This is a genomic window from Novosphingobium mangrovisedimenti (genome assembly GCF_025153475.1).
GTDB classification, from domain to species: domain Bacteria; phylum Pseudomonadota; class Alphaproteobacteria; order Sphingomonadales; family Sphingomonadaceae; genus Novosphingobium; species Novosphingobium mangrovi_A.
This window is the reverse complement of the sequence record NZ_JANZXA010000010.1, coordinates 180,991-196,146: the sequence shown is the minus strand read 5'-3', so window position 1 is coordinate 196,146 and position 15,156 is coordinate 180,991. Positions and strand designations below refer to the sequence as shown.

The following is a 15,156-nucleotide window of genomic DNA, read 5'->3' as shown; positions in this document are numbered from 1 at the left end:
ACCCGACGCAAAACGGCAAATATGCAAAGGGCCCCGATCGGGGCCCTTTGCATATCATCCGAGCTCATCCTCAATGGCCTGCTTTTACTCCGCCATGCTGGCCTGGAATCCGACCGCCGTTGACACTGGAGGTTAATTCGTTGGGGGACTGGGCACCGCACTGTTCAGCTGCTCCCGCCTGGTAGATGCCGCAGCGAACATTGCAGCGTCGAATCGCAAGGCTCCCATGCCGATTTCATCTATCCACGTGATCTGACGCCCCCTCGCGAACTGTAAGCCGCGTGCGACCCGCGCGTCATGATTATGTTCGAGAGGCGTGCTCGCTCAGCCTGGATGGGAGCAGACATTATGCCGAGACTGACTGATTCCGGAGTTTGCGTTGGGATTGCCCTGCTCATGGCAAGCTTTGCTCATGTCCCCGAGGCGCGGTCACATGCCATCGCAGATGCCGGTTGGAGCACGGCCATGGTAGGTAGTAATCTTGCTGATAGCTCCGCCGCACAGGCCCAGCCCGATCTCGAGATCGCCTATTCGGACTTCATCGATCGCATCGACAGGAACGATGTTCGCGAGGTCGTGATCTCCGACAGCATGGTCAAGGGTGTGCTGGCTGGCGGAAAGCGTTTCCAAACGACCGCCCCGCAGGACGCCGGCCTCATACCGCGGCTGCTCGATCACCGCGTAAGAATAACTGCCGCGCAGAGCAAGACCGGACCGACCTCAGCGGGCTGGTTGTGGTTGTTCATTCTGCTTCTTCTTCCGCTCGTGGCGATTGCGGGTTTCTTGATCTGGTCCCAGAAGCGTCAGGCCAAGAGCGGAGGCGGGGCGTTCGGCATCCGACAATCCCAAGCGAAGCAGGTCAAAACCGATGCGCCGCCCGTGACTTTCAAGGACGTTGCCGGCATCGATGAGGCGGAGTTCGAGTTGAGCGAAATCGTCGAGTTTCTGAAGCGACCGGAGAGATTCCAGCGGCTTGGTGGAAAGATACCCAAAGGTTGCTTGCTTAGCGGGCCACCTGGGACCGGAAAGACCCTGCTCGCACGGGCTATGGCCGGAGAGGCGGGCGTGCCCTTCTTCTCGATGTCCGGCTCTGCGTTCGTTGAAATGTTCGTGGGCGTTGGAGCGCGCCGCGTGCGGGATTTGTTCGCCCAGGCGAAAAAGAACGCACCTTGCGTCGTCTTTATCGACGAGATCGATGCTGTCGGACGACACCGAAGCGCAGGCGTGGGGGGCGGTAACGACGAGCGCGATCAGACGCTCAATCAGCTGCTTGTCGAAATGGACGGATTTGCCGGCGACCAGGGCGTCATTGTCGTCGCCGCCACAAACCGCCCGGACGTCCTGGATCCGGCATTGCTGCGGCCCGGGCGCTTCGACCGCCAGGTGGTGGTGCCCGCTCCTGACGTCGGGGGGCGCGAAAAAATTCTGCGTGTGCACTTGCGGCACGTTCCTCTGGCGCCGGATGTGGACGCGCGAGTCATGGCGCGGGCGACCCCGGGCTTTTCCGGAGCGGACCTTGCAAACCTGGTCAACGAAGCCGCGCTGCTCGCGGCCCGATCCGGCGCTGAACGCGTCTCTACAGCCGAACTGGAGGCGGCGCGGGACAAGGTCCTGCTTGGCGCCGAGCGACGCTCTCTGGCGATGACCGCCGATGAAATACTCACGACAGCCTATCACGAGGCAGGACACGCCTTGGTCGCTCTGCATGTCCCCGGCCATGATCCGTTGTACAAGGTGACGATCATTCCGCGCGGTCGTGCCCTTGGCGTCACGATGTCGTTGCCGGAGCGCGACCGTTACGGCCTTGCTCGCGTGGAACTGGAGGCGAAGATTGCCATGATGTTCGGCGGGCGCGTCGCGGAAGAACTCACCTTTGGGAAGGACAGGATTACCACGGGCGCCAGTGACGACATCCGCCAGGCCACCGTCCTTGCGCGGCGCATGGTCACCGAGTTCGGTTTCAGCGACCGGCTCGGCCCGCTGCGCTACGGCGACGGCGACCAGGACACCTTCCTCGGCCACGGCGGCAGTGCTCGGCTCAATGTTTCGGAAACCACCGCCAATATCATCGATGAGGAAATTCGGCGCATCATCGAAGAGGGCGAATCGAGGGCGCGCAAACTGCTCACCGAACGCCAGGACGAGCTTCAATGCCTGGCAGAAGCTCTCATGGAGCATGAAACTCTGTCGGGCGAGGAAATCCGCGCGCTTCTGGCAATTCCGGTAGCCGGCGGCAGATCCGAAAACGTCGGAATTCTTGAAGCGCGCGAAAGCGCCGTCCCCGAGATGTCATCGGTGCACTAGCGTCAGGTCTGCGATTTCGATACCGCTCAAGTGGCCCGCCCAGGATTGCTTCAACCCGCCGTTCGATCTCGCACAGTCCTCGTTTCGAAATCCTTCGGTACTGGCTCGAGTTCACGCCGGCCAATGCGTCGAATATTGCACGCGTGAGCGTGAAATTGTGTGCTGATTTCAGCTCGAGGTCCGGGTGGAGGATGTGGCCTGGGGCCAGCTCGCGCGTATGTCCTCGGGCAGGCAGCTTCGTATGTCCTCGATCTCGCCACTTGAAACATGGCGCCCGACGACTGCGAGTGCAGCCTCGACGGCACGTCTCGGATGACGCAGCTTCGTCGGTGCGATGGCGGCCATTACCGCCTCCACAAACTCGATCATCGAGTGGAGACGCGTTGGATGAGACTGAAAGCTCCACCCTTCATAATAGATCCCGCGGATCAGGTTTGGCAGCTGCCCGCCGAATTGGATGGCCTCGGCAGGAGGCAGGCGGTCGCGTAAGACGTGAAGGACGGCGCGCAGCAACGCATAAGTATGTGCCTGATCCACGTCGCCAAGCTCCGCGTCCAGATCCCCTAGCCAGAGGCGAGCCTGGTGAACCGCATGATCAATATGCCGTGATCCTGTGGTCATTCCTCAAATCCTTCAAATGAGTAGTTCGCGGCAATCGAGCGGAAACTCGCGTGATTGCCGGATCAATTTTATCCATGACAACCCTTATGCCGTACAGCCGACGTGGCTCTATTCGATGGAGGCCGCCACCCAGCGCTTCGCCCTGAGCATCGGACACAGATCAACTCGCCGACACGGCATTGAGCGCGGGCTCAGTTTGCTGGCCTGCCATCGGGGCCACCATCAGCTCCTTCTTGAGATGTTCGAGTTCTGCGGACCCGAGCGTCTCATGGGCGAGCAGATCTTTCGCGCTCCTTTCCAGCAAGGCCTGGTTGTGCGCGAGGACGCCGCGGGCGGTTGTGAAGGCATCGTCGATCAGCTTTCTGACGGCCTCGTCGATGGCCTCCGCGGTGCCGTCGCCATAGGTTTTCGGCCGCCAGAGCGGCGTCTGGCCGACGAGGAAGCTTCCGGTCTCCGGCTCATAGGCGACCTGGCCCAGTTCAGGCGTCATACCGAAACGCACCACCATGCTGCGGGCGATGTCGGTCGCACGTTGCAAGTCATCGGCGGCCCCTGTGGACACGTCCTGATAGATGAGATCCTCTGCCGCTCTTCCGCCAAGTAAAGCCGCCATGCGGTTCATGAGTTCACTGCGGCTGGCGAGGAACCGATCCTCCATGGGCCGCTGCAGCGTATAGCCGAGCGCGGCGATACCGCGTGGAATGATCGAGACCTTCTGGACGGGGTCGGTGCCCGGCAGGCTCATTGCGACAAGCGCGTGCCCCATCTCATGATGTGCGACAGTCTCACGCTCGCGTGGACTGAGCACCCGGCCCTTCTTTTCAATGCCGGCGACCAAACGTTCAAAGGCTTGCGTGAAATCCTCAAGGGTCGTCGCTTCCGCGCCGCGTCTGGTGGCGATGACCGCCGCCTCGTTGACGAGATTGGCAAGATCGGCGCCAGTAAAGCCCGGTGTGAGGCCCGCAACGGTGTCGATGTCGAGATCGGATTCAACGCGAATCCGCATCATGTGCACGCGAAGAATTTCAACGCGTCCCTTGCGGTCCGGACGATCGACCAGCACCTGACGGTCGAACCGGCCCGCACGAAGCAGTGCCGGATCGAGAACTTCAGGGCGGTTGGTTGCCGCAAGAACAATGATTCCGGCGCTCGGGTCGAAGCCGTCCATCTCGGCGAGAAGCTGATTGAGTGTCTGTTCCTTCTCTTCATGCCCCCCACCAGGCAGGTCGATCCCCCGTGCCCGGCCAAGCGCGTCGAGCTCGTCGATGAACAGGATCGCCGGGGCCTGCTTGCGTGCTTGCTCGAAAAGGTCGCGCACGCGCGCCGCGCCCACGCCCACGAACATTTCAACGAATTCCGAGCCTGTGATCGAGAAGAAGGGGACATGCGCTTCGCCGGCGACGGCACGCGCGAGCAGGGTCTTGCCGGTGCCCGGCGGTCCGACGAGCAGAACGCCCTTGGGAATGCGGGCACCGAGGCGGCCATACTTCTCGGGATCGCGCAGGAATCCGATGATTTCGGACAACTCCTGCTTGGCTTCGTCGACGCCGGCCACATCGGCGAACGTGGCTTTGACATTCTCTTCCGAATAAACCTTGGCACGGCTGCGGCCAATTCCCATCAAGCCGCCATGGCCTCCCGACGCCATTGGACGCAGCAGGAACATCCACGCCAGGATCAACAGCGCCGTGGGCAGAATCCACGAAAGCAGGTTCGACAGAAATCCAGGCGGCTCTTCGCCTCGATAGGTGATACCGCGCTTCTGGAGCTCGTCGGCGATCGCAGGATCGACTCGGATCGTGGAGAAATGCTGTGTCTCGGCTGCGCCCTTGCCTTTGCCGTTGGCCTCTTGACCAGCGGCCTTGTACGCGCCGGTTATCGTCGTCGGGCCCACAACGACGTCGGTGATCGCGTTTTTCTCGACGAGCGCTTGGAATTCGCTGAACGGGATTGTCTTCAGGTGGCCAGAACTCGTCCAGTAATTCTGCAGGATCACGAGCAGCAAAAATGCTACGATGATGTACACGATATCGAGCTGCGACAAGCCTTTCCGTTTTCTGTCCCCCTGTTCCATGTTCCGGTCCTTTTCCAAGAGAAGTTACCTGCGCCAGGAGGCCAGAAAATTGTACAGTGGTCCGAAAACAAGAGCGACATACCAGCCCCAGGCGAAGCTTTCGCCGAAACCCAGGAAGAAGGTGCGCCAGCTCAGGAGCTCGAATCCGGGCAAAAAGATCGCGAGCGCCGAATGATTGATCAAGCTTCCGGGGAATAACAGATAGCCGATTACGCACAGGACGTAGGAGAAGACGAGGAACAGGCTGAGGGCGAAGCCGAAGGCGAAAACCGGGATCAAGGCCGGACCGGGCCGTCGAGCATCATGCGCCATGGTGATGCGCTCCTTGAACTGTCCTTGCGGGCGCTTCGCCAGCAAATTCCTGCGGTGCGGCTTCGAACTTGTCCCGGCAGTCCGCCGAGCAGAAATAATAGGCCTTGCCCCGATAAATGCTGCTCTTTGCTCCAGGCGTAGCGACCGTCATCCCGCACACCGGATCAATCGCCGTTCCCGGCTCCTGCAGTCTGTCGCCCGATCCTTCATGAGAGCCATGATGGCCATGACCTCCGTGCCCCATGATATGGGCGCCACACCCGAACCGCATCATCACGAAGAACAGGGCTGCCCAGAAGAGCAGATAGAGGGTTGTGGTCATCGCTATCTCCGCATTTTTTCGCTCATTGGCATCTGCTGCATGGACTCACCCATGGGCATCTGCTGCATCATGCCTTGCGGGCTAAGCAGGGTGTCGGCCTTTTGTTTCTGCTCAGTGGACAACCCCGCATAGAGTCTTTCGAGCGCGGGACGCAGCGTGCGAATGTTGTCGCGCATGGCTTCGAGCATATGCTCGTGACGGTCTAGCCGCGCGATCGGCGACATGGTTGCGTTCCCTTGATGTCCCGCCATCATTGAGGCGCGCATATTCTCCATATTGGCGGCGACACCGCGCAGCGCGCTGGCATAGGCGTCCCACGCTTGCGACTGGGCGGACGTGATGTTGAGCTCGCTCCGGATCGCACCCAGACGCTGCTCGAAATGGGCAGTCATGTTCATGCCTTCACCCATCATCCTGCACATTGGCATGCCATCCATCATTTCGCCCTTCATCGGCATTTCCTTGCCGCCCATGCCAGCCATGCCCTTCATGGTGTCTGGCTGGGCGGGCGGTTGAGTGGAAGGCTGTGGCGTGGCCGCCGGCGCGTCGGTCGGATGGTGCCCGGAATGTGTATCCTGCGCTTGCACCACGGCAGGCGACGCGGCCAACATAGCCAACGCCATGGCACCAATGCTCACTCGTCCGAATCCGTTCATAGATGATCTCCTTGCAATCGACTTGCGTCATTCATCCGACGTTTCATGGGGTCGGAGATTACAGTCGAACTTTCGATCGAACGCAAAATCAGGGCGCGTCCCTGAATCAGTTGTCCCGGCGCAGGGGCCAGTCGCCTATGCGCAGCCTTCCTGAGACAAGATCGGCACTTGCCGTCGAGAGACCGAACAGTTCATTCTCGACGATCGCCGCGATAGCGTCCCGATAGTCCTCGCAGTTGGCGCCATGCGTCGGTCGGAGGCGTACGGTTGCCATTTGAGGGTCGCTCAGGGCCCCTCCAATGCTGCTGACAAGCAGGCAATGCGCTTCGCCAACTCCGTCCAGTCTCGCGACCCGCTCGGCAATGATGCCGGCGGCGATATTGTACAGCTTGCCGACATGCGAGATGGCGTTCTTGCCGGGAACCGATTCCATTGTCATCGGCCGGAAGGGCGTGATCAGTCCATTCACGCGATTGCCGCGCCCGGCCTGTCCGTCGTCACCGCTTTCCGCCGATGTGCCGAGAACCGTGAGGTAAAGGCTCATGGCGTCCGGGTCGTCGGCGGTGTTGACCGCGACAACGGCGGGCAGCTGATGATCTTCGGCGATCTGGCCGACGGTGGCGGCGACCAACTTCTTTGCGCGCAAATAGGTGGGCAGGCCGTCAATGTAGCGATCGACGAAGGCGCAGGCGACGGTGAGGCGGACCTGTTCCCCGTGCCGCAATGCCATAATCTTGATGTCCCGGCCGATTTCCAGATGGCCTTGTGTGGCCATACGCCCGAGTTCATGCTCGGCGGCGAGCACGACCTTCTCGAGCCTGCTGAGTGGCGCATAGCCGACGCCGATCGATGTGTCGTTGGCAAGAGGCGAGGCATTGGTTGCACTGCGGTCGAAGAGCGCGCTCAAATCGCTCGAACCCAGACGGACGAGGCAGTGCGTCCGCAAGTGCGAAGCCGGTTCAAACAGTGGAATATGGTCACTAAACCATGCCTCCGCGACCTCACGAACGATATCCTCAAGCGGGAGACCTTTCTCACCGCACTGGCTGATCGCACGTCCCGCCAGAAATATTTCCATCGGCTGCGTGATCCGCCCGCCGCCGAATGCGGGTTCGGAGCAGCCGCCCCAGAGCAGTGCCTTGTCGACGTTGTAGTGCAGGATGCGACCGAATGTGTCGAGGTAGCGGTGCGTGAGCTCCCGGCTCAGCGCTTCGGTCAGATGGTCGCAGATCGAATCGGGATGACCGGCGCCATTGCGTTCGACGATCTCGACGGGGAGCAAGTCACCGCTGGGCTCGGTCAATGGCGTGAGATCGATCCGCATGATGTCACCTCTTTGCGAGCTTTGTGGCCTCGAAAAACGCGCTCCGGATCCTGGTTGATCTGCACCAGCCACAGATCCTTACGGGCTTGAGCGAGCCTGGCGCAACATGTCCTGTGCATGTCCATGCCCAATTGCGTTCCGCGCCAGCGGGATCGTGTACCAGCGACCTGTAATCGTTCGACGCCCCATGCGTCCATCTCAACAGCGAATGCCGCGACTGGGTCGCCTCCTTCCAGCAATGGCGATCACGATTGGGGGACACAATGACGCGCACCGGATGTTTCGGACGAGGCGACATTCTTTTCAGTGAAGGTGACGCCGTTGAAGGCGTTCTGCACGTCCGCAGCGGAAGCGTCGAAATTCTGCGTCGGCGGGACGGTGTGGAAATTGTTCTTGGAGCCATCCACAGCGGCCAGGTCCTCGGCGAGATGAGCGTTGTTGAAAAACGAGCTCGGCGCAGCGCGACAGCGCGTGCCGTCACGGACGGCGAAGTCGAGTTCATCGGCTCGGCCGAATTCCTCGATCGTATCAGCCGCTCCCCCGAAAACGCGCGAACCTTGATTGAACGACTTTGCCATCGACTCCACGATCTGGAAGATCGCTTCGTCGAAGATGAGCAGAGGCAGCAGCCGCCGTCGGCCAGGAATAGCCTTGGCGAATCCCTTGTGGTGCAGAACGTCATGCTGGCGGCCGACTCCCGGGGTTTACGCCGGCAGTTGCCCGATCCGCTGCGTGTTGACGCGGTTCCTTTCCTGGTCGGGAGGGCGGCTTTGCCGGGAGAACAGGCGCCGCCACGGGCATTGAACCTCGAGCTTGAGGACGAGGTTCCGTTGAGATTGTCTCGCAACCATTTCGCGATCATCCACCATGACGGGCGCTACCACGTCCGCGACCTTCGCAGCACGTTGGGAACGCTGGTCAATGGCCGGCCTATCGGCGAGCATTTCGGCTCGGATTTGGCGCCGCTCGTCGCAGGCGAAAATGAGGTGGTCGCGGGCGGAAAGGGTTCGCCCTTTGTGTTTTTCATCACCATTGTCGATGAGGGAAACGCGCGCCGATAAAGATCAGCGTCCGCCGACCGCTTTTGAAGAATTAGAAAGTGGTTTGGACTTCGAACCGGGGATCGCCAGATATAGGAACCAAATATTGAAATGGCCTCCTGCGATCAGGCCGACGCCGCTCAACTACTGCGGAGACGCCACCGCATTCGCGGGAACGAAGGCCCGGCGTTCAGTGGCTCTGGAGTTTTGCACCGCTGGACATGACGCCGATGGAACGGAGTAGACGACCATGCCTGTATCAAGGCCGCTCGCCACGCCTGATGTGCATGAGGTGTTCAATCAGACACCAGCCCTGGATGTCGGCAACTGGTTTACCAGTGATCGGGCTTTGACTGCAGCGGTGAGAAGGGCGGGTGGCGCACAGCTCGAAAGGCGGCTGTCACGCCTGGGCCGCCGGGCGGCTTCGGCCGAGGTGGTTGCGTGGGGCATATTAGCCAATCGCCATGTCCCGACCCTCGAAAATTACGATTCCCAGGGCCGCCGCATCGACGAAGTCGCATTCCATCCGGCCTATCACCAGCTCATGGGCTTGGGACTTGGCAATGGCATCGCTGCGGCAGCTTGGGATGGCACGTCGCACGGCCATGTGCTTCACGCCGCCATGAGCTATCTTCTTGGTCAGGTGGATGCCGGCACGATCTGCCCGATGACGATGACCTACGCCGCAGTGCCGGTTCTGAGTAGGGAATCAGCAGTCTCCGAGGAATGGTTGCCGCGTATCCTCGCCGCCCGTTACGATCCGGCTTCACGGCCCGCCGCCGACAAGGCGAGCGTGACGATCGGCATGACGATGACCGAAAAACAGGGCGGTTCCGACCTGCGCGCCAATACCACTCGCGCCGAGCCGGTTGATCGCGCACGCCGGACGTTCTCGCTTACGGGACACAAATGGTTCTGCTCGGCACCGATGAGCGATGCTTTCCTGACCCTTGCCCAGACAGAACGGGGATTGAGCTGTTTCCTCGTCCCGCAGTGGCTACCCGATGGCCGGCGCAACGCAGGTTTCCGGATCGTGCGGCTGAAGGACAAGCTGGGCGACAGGTCCAATGCGACAGCGGAGATCGAATATGATAGGGCTTTCTCCTGGCGCATCGGAGAGGAAGGTCGCGGCATTCCCACGATACTCGAGGCGGTGCAGCACACGCGCCTCGACTGTGTCGTCGGATCGGCCTCTGGCATGCGAGGTGCGCTTGTGCAGGCACTCTGGCACACGCAGCATCGCCAATGTTTTGGGCGCCGTCTTGCCGATCATCCGGCCATGGCGGCGGTGCTCGCTGATCTCGCGGTAGAAAGCGAGGCCGCGACCGCGCTCGCCGTTCGGATCGCCGCGGCGCTCGACGCCGGTGATCCGCTGACACGGCTGCTCACGCCCGTCGCCAAATACTGGATCTGCAAGCGTCTGCCAGGCTTTGCCGCGGAGGCGATGGAGTGCCTGGGGGGCAATGGCTATGTCGAATCCAGCCCCATGCCTCGCCATTTTCGCCAATCCCCCGTCAATGCGATCTGGGAAGGCTCGGGCAACATTGTCGCGCTCGATGTGCTCCGAGTTCTGCAGCGCGAACCCGAGGCGGTAGAAGCGCTTCGAGCCTTTCTTGCGGAGCCCATCGGGCGAGAGGCGAATTATGACCAATGGCTGAACTGCATCGATCTTGACTGTTGCGAGGAAGCCCGCGCGAGAGAACTTGTGGAACGGCTTGCGCTCGCCGCGCAGGCGGCGATCCTTCTCCTGGCGCAAAGCCCCCTGGCACCGGTCTTCTGCAGGTCGAGGCTTGGTGCCATGGGATTCACCTACGGTGCTGCCCCCGGTTTAACCGACGCGCGGGCTGTCATAGAGCGTGCGATGCCCAAGGGCTCCGCACTGGGGCAGGGAGATGCATGAACGCCGCTCTCCACATCAGCGCCGGTCCCCCATGAAGCGAAGCAGGAACAGGAACAGGTTGATGAAATCGAGATAGAGCGTCAGCGCGCCCATGACGACAGCCTTGCCGCGAAATTCGCTGCCACCCACTTCGAAATAGAGGCTCTTGAGCTTCTGGGTGTCGTAAGCCGTGAGACCCGCGAACAGCAGGACGCCGATGGCGCTCACGATCAGGTCCATCATGGATGAACGCAGGAACATGTTGACGAGCATGGCTATCAACAGGCCTACCAACCCCATGATCAGGAAAGTGCCGAAGCCCGACAAATCCTTCTTCGTGGTATAGCCCCATAGGCTGAGACCAGCGAAAGCTGCCGCGGACACAAAGAACGTGCGCGCGACACTTACGCCCGTATAAGCGAAAAGTACCGTCGACAGAGATACACCCATGAGGGCGGCGTAGACCCAGAACAGCGACTTGGCGGTCGACTCCGAAAGCCGGTTGATACCAAATCCGAGCACGAAGACGAGAATTAACGGAGCGAAAACCGCGATCCAACCAAGCAATGTGGGTGCTCCGCTGGCAGCGAAGAACACCGACCTCACGGCGACGTTGCTCGCGACCAGCAGCGCAACCACGCCGGAGAGCAGCACGCCACTGGTCATGTAATTGTAGATCGCCAGCATATAAGACCGCAGGCCGGCGTCGAAGACGGCTGTTGGCGCTCCCATTCCAGCACGAGCGGTCGGAGGTGGGGCTGGTCTGAAGCGATCTGCCATTTCTCAATCTCCTTTATTCCTTGATGACCCGCCGACAGCATCGGCGAAACTAACCGAAAAGACGTTCGGATATGCCCCAAATTACAGTTCGGCGGCGTTTGGCCTGCCCGATGCGACGTCGCGTTGACAGCGTGTTCCCAAATCGATCAGCGTGGCTTCGAACAGGCGGCGAAGCCAGGCTTGGACCGCCTCGGCATCGCGCAATTGTTCGAAGTGCTCCAGGGCCTTCAGCGCGAATGTCTGCATTGCGTCGTCGGCCATAATCTCGTCGCGCAATCGCCGTGTCGCCATGGACCGGTAGCGTTGGTAGCAATAGGCCAGTTCGGTGCGCACGAGGCGCCGCTTCGTTTCACCTGCCTCGTCCCCGCAGGAGGAGGGCCTATTCTCGGCGTTAATTGCGCTATCGGTACATGTGTCAAACATGGTTATCGCTTCCATCATGCATTTTGGGACAAGAGATGCGCTCCAGTAAGGGAAATGGTCAGCCGGTAGCGTGGCTCAGGGCCACGGCTGCTTCGATCTCGTTGAGAAGAAATGGGCCGTCGAAAGAGGTGTCCTTAGGAATACGCTGGAGCAAGCGACCCGGGTCCGCGGTGATCATCAGGATGGGTATGCTGCGTTGCTTCGCAATGCGCCGGGCAGCGCTCAAGGCTGAACCCGTCTCAACCGAATCACCGACGACCACGAGGTCGGGCTCGCGTCGCGCCGCTGCCGCAACGGCCAGCTCTTCGGTCCATGTCTGATCGAATGAATGGAAGCCGAGAGACGAGAGTCGATCCTGGATCGCGCGGCTGACGATCATGTTGTCATCGATGATGAGCGCATGAGACATGAGTCTTTCTCTCGATTGCCAGAATGTTCTTTTGGCTGTGAGCGGAGCGGCGGGCATTAGGGGCGGTTACGTAATTGTGTCCTTCACCAAGCCGTGGGCAATGCCCGGGTTCGCTGCCCATGCAGTGTGCCGGCGCTTCGAAGACCTTGGGCGGGCGCAAACTCCCAGCCCATGCGCAAAGTCGCGAGGCAAATAAACTTAGCCAAAGAGCTTCACCCCGATGTGGATTGCATAACCAAGAGCGGCTATAAATAATATCGTTATCAGTATGGTCTTGATGTTATCTTTGAATCTCCCACTCATAATTTTTACCCTTTCCTATTGTCATGAATATTTTCAGAGCACGAATTGCTTCGTGGGCTTCAGGTCCGTAAATCTTCTGCACCATCAGGGTGATGGAGCCCAAGGACGGCCAAGCATTGGACATCTTCCTATGGCCCTCATTACTTCTGGGGTCGTTGAGAGTAGCCGTGTCGCAACTTCTCCTCCAGACTCAAGCCTCAACGGATGAAACTCATTTAAACATCGCAGGACCTTCCGCACGGTAAGCTCGAACTTCGATGGAACGCGCCTGCGTGCTTCAACTTCTTCAGAATGCGCGACACTCGCTCTTGCAACTTGGGAGCATGTTACGCACTCAGATTTTCGCGCTTCTCAGGCGCAGCGCGTTCGTGACGACCGAGATCGACGACGCGCTCATCGCGAACGCGGCGAATATCGGGCTGATCAGGATGCCGAAGAAGGGGTACAGCAAGCCCGCCGCCACCGGCACGCCGGCGGCGTTGTAGATCAGGGCGAAGAACAGGTTCTGGCGGATATTGCGCATGGTCGCCCGCGCCAGCCTACGCGCGCGGACAATCCCGTCGAGATTGCCCTTCACCAGCGTGATGCCGGCACTTTCGATGGCGACGTCCGCTCCCGTTCCCATGGCGATGCCGACATCGGCCTGGGCAAGGGCTGGTGCATCGTTCACGCCGTCGCCGGCCATGGCGACCTTGCGCCCTTCGGCTTGAAGCTCCTGGATGATGCGCGCCTTGTCCTCGGGCAGCACGTCGGCGCGAATTTCGTCGATGCCGAGCCGCGCGGCCACCGCCCTGGCGGTGCGTTCATTGTCGCCCGTTGCCATGATGATGCGGAAGCCCAGCTTGTGGAGCGCTTCAAGCGCGGCGGGCGTCGTTTCCTTCACCGGGTCGGCGACGCTGACGAGGCCGGCGACTGCGCCGTCCAGCATCACGAACATCACTGTCTCGCCCTGATCGCGATGGGAATTGGCCTTCTCGGTCAGTTCGGCCGCCTCGAGGCCCAGATCGGTGACGAGCTTGAGGTTGCCGAGCGCGACACTATTGCCATCGACCACGCCTTTCACGCCCTTGCCTGTGACCGCCTCGAAGTCGCTCGCTTCGCCCAGTGCCACTCCGCGCTCCTCCGCGCCCGCGACGATCGCTTCGGCCAGAGGATGTTCGGAGCCCCTTTCAAGCGTTGCCGCCAGGCGCAGGACTTCGGCTTCATCGTGTCCCGGTTCGGGCAGGACGGAAACCAGCTTCGGCTTGCCCAGGGTCAAGGTTCCGGTCTTGTCGACCATCAGCGTATCGACCTTTTCGAAGCGTTCCAGCGCTTCGGCATTCTTGATCAGCACGCCGGCCTGCGCGCCGCGCCCCGTCGCGGTCATAATTGACATCGGCGTGGCGAGGCCAAGCGCGCAAGGGCAGGCGATGATCAGCACGGCGACGGCTGCGATCAGCGCATAGGACAGCGCGGGCGCGGGGCCCCAGAAGGCCCAGCCGATGAAGGACAGGATCGCGATGCCAATGACCACCGGCACGAACCAGCCCGAGACCTTGTCGGCATATTTCTGGATCGGCGCGCGCGAGCGCTGGGCATTGGCGACCATTTCGACGATCTGCGAAAGCATGGTGTCGGCACCGACACGGGTAGCCTCGATGACCAGGCTGCCGGTGCCGTTGATGGTCGCGCCGGTGACGGGATCGCCGGCGACCTTCTCCACCGGTACCGGTTCACCGCTGATCATGCTCTCATCGACCGAGGAACGACCGTCAGTGACGACCCCGTCGACCGGCACCTTGTCGCCGGGTCGCACGCGCAGGCGATCTCCGACCAGCACGTCTTCGAGCGGGATTTCCTCCTCACTGCCGTCCTCGCGGATCACGCGCGCGGTCTTCGCCGCAAGATCGAGCAGCGCGCGGATCGCCTTGCCGGTTCCCTCACGCGCACGCAGTTCCATCACCTGGCCCAGCAGCACCAGCGTGACGATGACCGCCGCAGCCTCGAAATAGACCCCGACATGCCCTTCCGCATCGCGGAAGCCATCGGGGAATATGCCCGGCGCAATCACTGCGACGACGCTGAAAGCCCAGGCGGCCATGACGCCCATGCCGATCAGCGAGAACATGTTGAGGTTCAGCGTGCGGAAGGAGCTCCATCCCCGCACAAGAAACGGCCAGCCGCACCACAGGACGACCGGCGTGCCGAGCACCAGTTCGATCCACAGTGTCGCGCGTTCGCCGAAAATCTCCCTGACGCCACCTAGGCCGAGGTAAGGCCCCATGGTGAAGACCAGCAGCGGAAGCGTTAGCGCCGTGCCGATCCAGAAGCGCCGCGTGAAATCCACGAGTTCAGGATTGGGCCCTTCCTCCACCATCGCCGCGGATTCGAGCTCCAGCCCCATGCCGCAGATCGGGCAGGAACCGGGCTTCGTCTGACGAACCTGCGGATGCATCGGGCAGGTGTAGACCGACCCGGAATATCCGGCCGGCACCTTGTCGTAGCGCTTGTCGTCCGCTACGACCTTGGCGTCTGCGGAATGGGGATCGTGGCTATGGCAGCATGCGTGGTCGTCCTTCGCTTGGTCGCTACCTTCCGGCACGAGATGCATCCCGCACTTGGGGCAATCTCCCGGCCCCTCCTGCCGCACTTCAGGGTGCATCGGGCAAGTGTAGATCGTGTGCTCGCTTGCCTCGTGGTGCTGGTGATGGGTGTGGTCGTTCATACAGG

13 protein-coding genes are annotated in these 15,156 nt (G+C 61.1%); 3 read left to right on the top strand and 10 right to left on the bottom strand.

Going from position 1 to position 15,156, the window contains the following annotated elements; all coding sequences use genetic code 11:
- Positions 1–465: 465 nt before the first annotated feature.
- Entirely contained in the window at positions 466–2,304 is a 1,839-nt protein-coding gene (gene ftsH, locus NZK81_RS15375) for an ATP-dependent zinc metalloprotease FtsH (RefSeq protein WP_260046964.1), read from the top strand.
- A gap of 168 nt (positions 2,305–2,472) precedes the next feature.
- Here ftsH (NZK81_RS15375) and NZK81_RS15370 read toward each other — a convergent pair whose 3' ends face one another.
- The 6 genes from NZK81_RS15370 to NZK81_RS15345 form a co-directional block, all read right to left on the bottom strand.
- Positions 2,473–2,925, bottom strand: coding sequence for a DUF2267 domain-containing protein (locus tag NZK81_RS15370; RefSeq protein ID WP_098105911.1), 453 nt, complete (start codon positions 2,923–2,925; stop codon positions 2,473–2,475).
- Between the two features lie 160 nt (positions 2,926–3,085).
- On the bottom strand, positions 3,086–4,999 hold the full coding sequence (gene ftsH, locus NZK81_RS15365; RefSeq protein WP_260046955.1) for an ATP-dependent zinc metalloprotease FtsH: 1,914 nt from the start codon (positions 4,997–4,999) through the stop codon (positions 3,086–3,088).
- Positions 5,000–5,023: 24 nt separating this feature from the next.
- Positions 5,024–5,311, bottom strand: a complete 288-nt coding sequence (locus NZK81_RS15360; protein WP_188818854.1) for a DUF5676 family membrane protein — start codon at positions 5,309–5,311, stop codon at positions 5,024–5,026.
- Positions 5,301–5,633, bottom strand: a complete 333-nt coding sequence (locus tag NZK81_RS15355) for a YHS domain-containing protein (protein ID WP_098105909.1) — start codon at positions 5,631–5,633, stop codon at positions 5,301–5,303. Before NZK81_RS15355 ends, NZK81_RS15360 begins: the two co-directional genes overlap by 11 nt.
- A gap of 2 nt (positions 5,634–5,635) precedes the next feature.
- Positions 5,636–6,289 carry a Spy/CpxP family protein refolding chaperone gene (locus NZK81_RS15350; RefSeq protein WP_098105908.1) on the bottom strand — a complete coding sequence of 218 codons (654 nt, stop codon included), beginning with the start codon at positions 6,287–6,289 and terminating at the stop codon, positions 5,636–5,638.
- 106 nt (positions 6,290–6,395) lie between these two features.
- Positions 6,396–7,613, bottom strand: a complete 1,218-nt coding sequence (locus tag NZK81_RS15345; protein ID WP_260046954.1) for a methionine adenosyltransferase — start codon at positions 7,611–7,613, stop codon at positions 6,396–6,398.
- Positions 7,614–7,876: 263 nt separating this feature from the next.
- Between NZK81_RS15345 and NZK81_RS15340 the strand changes: the two genes are divergently transcribed.
- Together NZK81_RS15340 and NZK81_RS15335 are read left to right on the top strand one after the other, a co-directional pair.
- Positions 7,877–8,674 carry a cyclic nucleotide-binding domain-containing protein gene (locus NZK81_RS15340; protein ID WP_260046953.1) on the top strand — a complete coding sequence of 266 codons (798 nt, stop codon included), beginning with the start codon at positions 7,877–7,879 and terminating at the stop codon, positions 8,672–8,674.
- Between the two features lie 229 nt (positions 8,675–8,903).
- Positions 8,904–10,553: an acyl-CoA dehydrogenase family protein gene (locus tag NZK81_RS15335; RefSeq protein WP_260046952.1), complete on the top strand. Its 1,650-nt coding sequence runs from the start codon at positions 8,904–8,906 to the stop codon at positions 10,551–10,553.
- A gap of 15 nt (positions 10,554–10,568) precedes the next feature.
- Here the strand turns inward: NZK81_RS15335 and NZK81_RS15330 are convergent, their stop codons facing one another.
- From NZK81_RS15330 to NZK81_RS15315, 4 genes are all read right to left on the bottom strand, one after another.
- On the bottom strand, positions 10,569–11,312 hold the full coding sequence (locus NZK81_RS15330; RefSeq protein ID WP_041558970.1) for a Bax inhibitor-1/YccA family protein: 744 nt from the start codon (positions 11,310–11,312) through the stop codon (positions 10,569–10,571).
- 81 nt (positions 11,313–11,393) lie between these two features.
- A complete protein-coding gene (locus tag NZK81_RS15325) occupies positions 11,394–11,645 on the bottom strand; it encodes a sigma factor (protein WP_067733091.1) in 252 nt (83 codons plus the stop codon).
- Between the two features lie 148 nt (positions 11,646–11,793).
- Positions 11,794–12,144 (bottom strand): response regulator, encoded by a 351-nt coding sequence (locus NZK81_RS15320; protein ID WP_041558972.1) that lies wholly within the window; start codon positions 12,142–12,144, stop codon positions 11,794–11,796.
- A 637-nt stretch (positions 12,145–12,781) separates the two neighbouring features.
- On the bottom strand, positions 12,782–15,151 hold the full coding sequence (locus NZK81_RS15315; RefSeq protein WP_013833480.1) for a copper-transporting P-type ATPase: 2,370 nt from the start codon (positions 15,149–15,151) through the stop codon (positions 12,782–12,784).
- Positions 15,152–15,156 lie beyond the last annotated feature (5 nt).